The organism is Streptomyces sp. NRRL WC-3549, assembly GCF_000721935.1.
GTDB lineage: Bacteria > Actinomycetota > Actinomycetes > Streptomycetales > Streptomycetaceae > Streptomyces.
The window spans coordinates 36,575-42,399 of sequence record NZ_KL585386.1 but is presented as its reverse complement, the minus strand read 5'-3'; the positions used below and the strand labels follow the sequence as shown (position 1 = coordinate 42,399).

The window sequence follows — 5,825 nt, the reverse complement described above, 5'->3', positions numbered from 1 at the left end:
ATGTGTATAAGAGACAGAGCCGATGCAGGGCATCCAGATGTCGCGGGCCTACGCCTCGGCGCTGGACATCAGCTTCGACATCCGCGGTGGTCTGCTGGTCCGGCAGATCCACCACTGGGCCGCGGTCATCTTCCTGGCCGGCATGTTCGTGCACATGTTCCGGGTGTTCTTCACCGGCGCGTACCGCAAGCCGCGTGAGATCAACTGGCTGTTCGGCTTCCTGCTGTTCGTGCTCGGCATGTTCACCGGGTTCACCGGCTACTCCCTGCCGGACGACCTGCTCTCCGGTACGGGTGTGCGCTTCACCCAGGGCGCGATCCTGTCGATGCCGGTCGTCGGCACGTACATCTCGATGTTCCTGTTCGGCGGGGAGTTCCCCGGGACCGACATCATCCCGAGGTTCTACTCGATCCACATCCTGCTGCTGCCGGGCATCATGCTCGGGCTCGTGGTCGCCCACCTCATCCTGGTGTTCTTCCACAAGCACACGCAGTTCGCCGGCCCGGGCAAGACGAACAAGAACGTCGTCGGCATGCCGCTGCTGCCGGTGTACATGGCCAAGGCCGGGGGCTTCTTCTTCCTGGTCTTCGGTTTCATCGCCGTCGTCGCCGCGATCGCCACGATCAACCCGATCTGGGGGATCGGCCCCTACCGGCCGGACCAGGTGTCCACGGGCGCCCAGCCGGACTGGTACATGGGCTTCGCGGAGGGCTTCGTCCGGGTCATGCCGGGCTGGGAGATCAACCTCTGGGGCCACACGCTGGTCCTGGGCGTGCTCATCCCGCTGGTGCTGTTCGGGGTCGTCCTCGGGGCGCTCGCCCTCTACCCGTTCATCGAGTCGTGGATCACCGGGGACAAGCGCGAGCACCACATCCTGGACAAGCCGCGCAACGCCCCGACCCGCACCGCGCTCGGTGTCGCCTGGGTGACGATCTACTTCGTCATGCTGGTCGGCGGCGGGAACGACATCTGGGCGACCCACTTCCATCTGTCGCTCAACGCGATCAGCTGGTTCGTACGGATCGCCTTCTTCGCCGGCCCGGTCCTGGCGTTCATCGCCACCCGCCGGATCTGCCTCGGGCTCCAGCGCCGCGACAAGGAGAAGGTGCTGCACGGACGGGAGTCCGGCACCATCAAGCGCCTGCCGCACGGTGAGTTCGTCGAGATCCACGAGCCGCTCGGCCAGGAGCAGCTGTACGCGCTCACGGCGCACGAGCAGTACAAGCCGCTCGAGATCGGCCCGACGGTCGACGAGAACGGCGTGGAGCGCAAGCCGTCCGCCCTGCAGAAGCTGCGGGCACGGCTCAGCCGGAGCTACTACGGCGAGGGCAACCAGATCCCCAAGCCCACCGCCGAGGAGTACAAGGAGATCACCAGCGGCCACGGCCACCACTGATCACCTCAGCTGACCGCCACAGCGGGAGCCCCGTCCGTACGCCGGACGGGGCTCTTCGCTGTCCCCGGTGCTGGATAGGGTGGGGGCGACCCCCTATCGGCAGTGGACCCAGGAGCGGACCATGAACGTGGTGACCCCGGACGGCGGCGACAGCATGGCGGCCCGTTCCTGGCCCGGCGTCCTGACCCCTCTCCTGCGCGGCCAGGACCTGACCGCCGAGGACACCGCCTGGGCCATGGACCGCATCATGAGCGGCGAGGCCAGCGACGTGCAGATCGCCGGATTCGCGGTCGCCCTGCGCGCCAAGGGCGAGACCGTCGACGAGGTCACCGGACTCGTGCGCGCCATGTACGACCACGCGCACACCATCCACGTGCCCGGGCGCACCGTCGACATCGTGGGCACCGGCGGCGACATGGCCAAGACGGTCAACATCTCCACCATGTCCGCGATCGTCGTGGCGGGGACCGGCGCCAAGGTCGTCAAGCACGGCAACCGCGCCTCCTCGTCGGCGAGCGGCGCCTCCGACGTCCTCGAGAAGCTCGGCGTCAACCTCGAACTGGCGCCGCAGCGTGTGGTCCAGGTCGCGGAGGAGGCGGGCATCACCTTCTGCTTCGCCGTCAAGTTCCACCCCGCCCTGCGGTACGCGGCACGGGCCCGCAGAGAGCTCGGTACGCAGACCACCTTCAACATCCTCGGGCCGCTCACCAACCCCGCCCAGGTGCGCGCGCAGGCGATCGGGGTCGCCGATGTGAAGATGGCTCCCATCGTGGCGGGCGTGCTCGCGGCGCGGGGCAACTCCTCGCTCGTCTTCCGGGGCGACGACGGGCTCGACGAGCTGACGACCACGGCGACCTCCCGGGTGTGGACCGTGCGGGACGGTGCGGTGACCGAGGAGGCGTTCGACCCCCGGGACGTCGGCCTGGAGCTGGTGCCGGTCGAGGCGCTGCGCGGCGCGGACGCCTCGTACAACGCGGACGTCGCCCGCCGGCTGCTGGACGGGGAGCCGGGGCCCGTGCGGGACGCGGTGCTCCTCAACTCCGCCGCCGCGCTGGCCGCGCTGGAGGCGGGCGACGGCACGCTGAACGAGCGGATCGCGACCCAGATCACCCGGGCCGCGGAGTCGATCGACTCGGGCGCCGCGAAGGGCGCCCTGGAGCGCTGGGTGGCGGCCAGCAACCGCTGAGTGCGCCGCTCGTACGCGCAAGGGCGCGGTCCGGATCGCGGACCGCGCCCTTGCGCGTACGGGCACCTGTGGCAAGATGCTCGGCAGGTCATGAGTGACAGCGACTACGGCCCCGGCCCGCTGTCCGGCAACCCTCCGTCCGTGGCGGGGTGCCCCGGGTGAAGACCAGGCCGCAGGCAGCGAGGTCTGCGGCAAGCGCGGGCCCCTCGGCATCGTCGTATGCCGCCCCTTGGGGTCCTGGTCCCCAGGGAGCCTCTTGTGAGCAAGCGAATGCGTTAGGGCGCCGAGCCCTCCTCCGCACCCTTTTCCTTCTCCGTCCCGCGCTGCCGCGTACCGCCGGCGCGAGATGTCGCCTGCCTCTTACGGGAGTTCGTCATGTCTGTGCCCACCGCTGTCGTCGACTCGTCCCTCTGTGCCCCGCTGCCCGTCCTGGGGGGAGACGTCACTGTTCCGCTGGTGACCGGCGGAGATGTCACCTATGCCGCCCTCGACTACGCCGCCAGCGCCCCGGCACTCCAGCGGGTGTGGGACGACGTGGCCGCCTACGCGCCGTACTACGGCAGCGTGCACCGCGGCGCCGGGTACCTCTCGCAGCTCTCCACCGACCTGTTCGAGAGCAGCCGGGCCACCGTGGCGGAGTTCCTCGGCTGCCGGGCGGGGGACCAGGTGGTGTTCACCCGGTCGACGACCGACTCCCTCAACCTGCTGGCGTCCGTACTGCCCGCCGACTGCCGGGTGTTCGTGTTCGAGACCGAGCACCACGCCTCGCTGCTGCCCTGGCGCGACGCCCGGGTGACGTATCTGGACGCCCCGCGCACCCCGGACCAGGCCGTCGCCACGCTGGAGCGGGCGCTGGCCGACCGGGAGCCCCACGGCCCCGCGCTGGTCTGCGTCACGGGCGCGTCCAACGTCACCGGTGAGCTGTGGCCGGTGCGCGAGCTGGCCGCCGCCGCCCACGCGCACGGGGCACGGATCGTCCTGGACGCGGCGCAGCTCGCCCCCCACCACCCCGTGGACATCGCGGAACTGGACGTCGACTGGGTCGCGTTCTCCGGGCACAAGCTGTACGCGCCCTTCGGCTCCGGCGTCCTCGCCGGCCGGGCCGACTGGCTGCGCGAGGCGGAGCCCTACCATGTGTATAAGAGACAGGCACACCACCGAGGCCCGGCACGAGGCGGGATCGCCCAACGTGGTCGGTGTGTACGCCATCGCCTCCGCCTGCCGGGCGCTGACCGAGGCGGGCTTCGACACCCTGGTGGCCCGGGAGCGGACGCTGGTCGACCGGGTCCTCTCCGGCCTGGCCGGCGTCCCGGAGGTACGGGTGCTCTCGCTGTTCGGCGACGACGCCCCGAGGGTCGGCGTCATCTCCTTCGTGGTGGAGGGCTGGAACAGCTCGCACTTCGCCGCCGCGCTCTCGGCGGAGTACGGGATCGGGGTGCGCGACGGACTCTTCTGCGCCCACCCGCTGGTGCGCACCCTGCTCGGCGGCGAGCCGCAGGAGCCGGGGGAGTGCGGGGCGCCGGAGGCCGAGCCGGGGGAGCGGTCGCTGAACGCCGTCCGGGTCAGCTTCGGGGCCGGTACGCCCGACGAGCACGTCGACCGGTTCCTGGGCGCGGTGCGGGAGCTGGTGGCAGCCGGTGCCCGCTGGACGTACCGCACCGAGGACGGCCGCTGCGTCCCCGACCGGGGTGCGGCGCAGCTCTGACCGGCACGGCCGTCCGGGGCGGGTTGCGGGCGGCCCGGGCGGCTACGCGTCCAGGCCGATGGCGAAGGCCGCTTCGAGGTCGTGCTGCGAGTACGTGCGGAAGGCGACGTGGGTGTCCGTGGCCTCCACGCCCTCGATCTTGCTGATCCGGCCCGGGATGACATCGGCCAGGTCGTCGTGGCGGGGCACCCGGACCATGGCGATCAGGTCGTACGTACCGGTGACCGAGAAGACCTCGCTGACGCTGTCCAGCGCGGCGATGGCCTCGGCGATCTCGGGAATCCGGTTCACGCTGGTCTTGATGAGCACGATCGCGGTGATCACGGCTGGCTGTCTCCCTCGGTGGCCGTGGCTGGAGCCTTCACCCTAACCCCACCCCGGTAGCGGCCCCAGGCGTAGAGGAACCCCACCGCGAAGCCCGCCACATGGGCCAGGTACGCCACTCCCGGGCCGCTGCCCGCGTCCTGCGCGGCCAGCCACTGCAGGACGAACCAGAAGACGAGCACGATCCAGGCGGGGAAACGCAGCGGCAGGAAGAAGAGGAACGGGAAGAGGCTGGTGACCCGGGCCCGGGGGAAGAGGTAGAGGAAGGCGCCGAGCACCGCGGAGATGGCGCCCGACGCGCCGACCAGGGTCTGGTCCGAGCCCGCGTGCACGACCGCGTAGACCACCAGGGCGACGTAGCCGCTGCAGAGGTAGAAGAAGAGGAACTCGGTCCGGCCCATGCGTTCCTCGGCCATCGCGCCGAACACGTACAGGAAGAGCAGGTTGCCCAGCAGGTGCAGCCAGCTGCCGTGCACGAAGAGCGCGGTCAGCGGGGTGAGGGCCGCGTGCGCGGAGCCGTCGAAAAGTTCGCCGGGGATCACACCCCACCGCTCGAAGTACCCCGCCTGTGCGGCGAGCAGGGCGTCGGCCGAGCCGTAGGAGGGGTTGAACCCGGAGAGCGGGCTGACCAGGAACACGGCGCTGCACAACGCGCTCAGCCCGTACGTGACCGGCGCGCCGCCCGCCGTGGCCGCCGCCCCGAACTCCCTCACCCGCCGCCGCCAGTCGATCACGTACAGAGCATGACGCACCGGGGGAGATCGGGACAGAGCGCCTCGCCGTGACGGCCGGTGCCGCCCAGGCCGTAGGGTTGGCGCACGACATTCGCAGTTCGACGGCGCACCGCGAGGTTCGAAGACTTCGGGCACGCACGAAGGCTCGACGGACGACGAAAGAGGACGCAACGATGACGACGGTTCCCCAGCCGACGGACACGACCCGTTGGCGCTGCACGCTCTGCGGCAACCTCACCCGCTTCGACGTGACGCGGTCGTCCAAGGTCGTGGAGTACGTCCATCTCGACCTGGCCGGGGAGTCGAGTGTCGAGGAGCGCGAGGTGGTCAGTGAGACCATCGAGTCGGTGCGGTGCCGTTGGTGCAACGCGGTGGACCAGATCGAGCTGGTCGACCGCCCGGGTTCCGACTCCTGACAGGGCCGTCGGGACAGACACATTGGGGTGATGGATGGTGGAGCAGCCGACAGGCGGCGCCGAA

Annotated in this window: 4 protein-coding genes, 2 pseudogenes and 1 riboswitch; of the genes and pseudogenes, 4 read left to right on the top strand and 2 right to left on the bottom strand. The window is 70.5% G+C overall.

Going from position 1 to position 5,825, the window contains the following annotated elements:
- Positions 1 to 16: 16 nt before the first annotated feature.
- From IH13_RS0104490 to IH13_RS36690, 3 genes and pseudogenes are all read left to right on the top strand, one after another.
- Positions 17 to 1,396 (top strand): annotated as a pseudogene (locus tag IH13_RS0104490) (cytochrome b); the annotation flags it as partial.
- A gap of 121 nt (positions 1,397 to 1,517) precedes the next feature.
- Positions 1,518 to 2,582, top strand: coding sequence for an anthranilate phosphoribosyltransferase (gene trpD, locus IH13_RS0104485; protein ID WP_031081171.1), 1,065 nt, complete (start codon positions 1,518 to 1,520; stop codon positions 2,580 to 2,582).
- Between the two features lie 86 nt (positions 2,583 to 2,668).
- A riboswitch (SAM riboswitch) is annotated at positions 2,669 to 2,786 on the top strand.
- 171 nt (positions 2,787 to 2,957) lie between these two features.
- Positions 2,958 to 4,287, top strand: a pseudogene (locus tag IH13_RS36690) (aminotransferase class V-fold PLP-dependent enzyme).
- 42 nt (positions 4,288 to 4,329) lie between these two features.
- On the opposite strand, the gene IH13_RS0104475 reads toward IH13_RS36690, so the two are convergent.
- Positions 4,330 to 4,611 (bottom strand): Lrp/AsnC family transcriptional regulator, encoded by a 282-nt coding sequence (locus IH13_RS0104475; RefSeq protein ID WP_014045474.1) that lies wholly within the window; start codon positions 4,609 to 4,611, stop codon positions 4,330 to 4,332.
- On the bottom strand, positions 4,608 to 5,342 hold the full coding sequence (locus tag IH13_RS0104470; RefSeq protein ID WP_051835763.1) for a rhomboid family intramembrane serine protease: 735 nt from the start codon (positions 5,340 to 5,342) through the stop codon (positions 4,608 to 4,610). The genes IH13_RS0104475 and IH13_RS0104470 overlap by 4 nt, the downstream gene beginning before the upstream one ends.
- A gap of 176 nt (positions 5,343 to 5,518) precedes the next feature.
- Here IH13_RS0104470 and IH13_RS0104465 point away from each other — a divergent pair, with 176 nt between their 5' ends.
- The gene (locus tag IH13_RS0104465; RefSeq protein WP_031081166.1) at positions 5,519 to 5,761 is read left to right on the top strand and encodes a hypothetical protein; all 243 of its coding nucleotides are present in this window, start codon (positions 5,519 to 5,521) and stop codon (positions 5,759 to 5,761) included.
- Positions 5,762 to 5,825 lie beyond the last annotated feature (64 nt).

Bases quoted from the DNA above. Each gene is read 5' to 3' on its own strand.
- trpD (WP_031081171.1), top strand. From the start codon at position 1,518: ATGAACGTGGTGACCCCGGACGGCGGCGACAGCATGGCGGCCCGTTCC.
- IH13_RS0104465 (WP_031081166.1), top strand. From the start codon at position 5,519: ATGACGACGGTTCCCCAGCCGACGGACACGACCCGTTGGCGCTGCACG.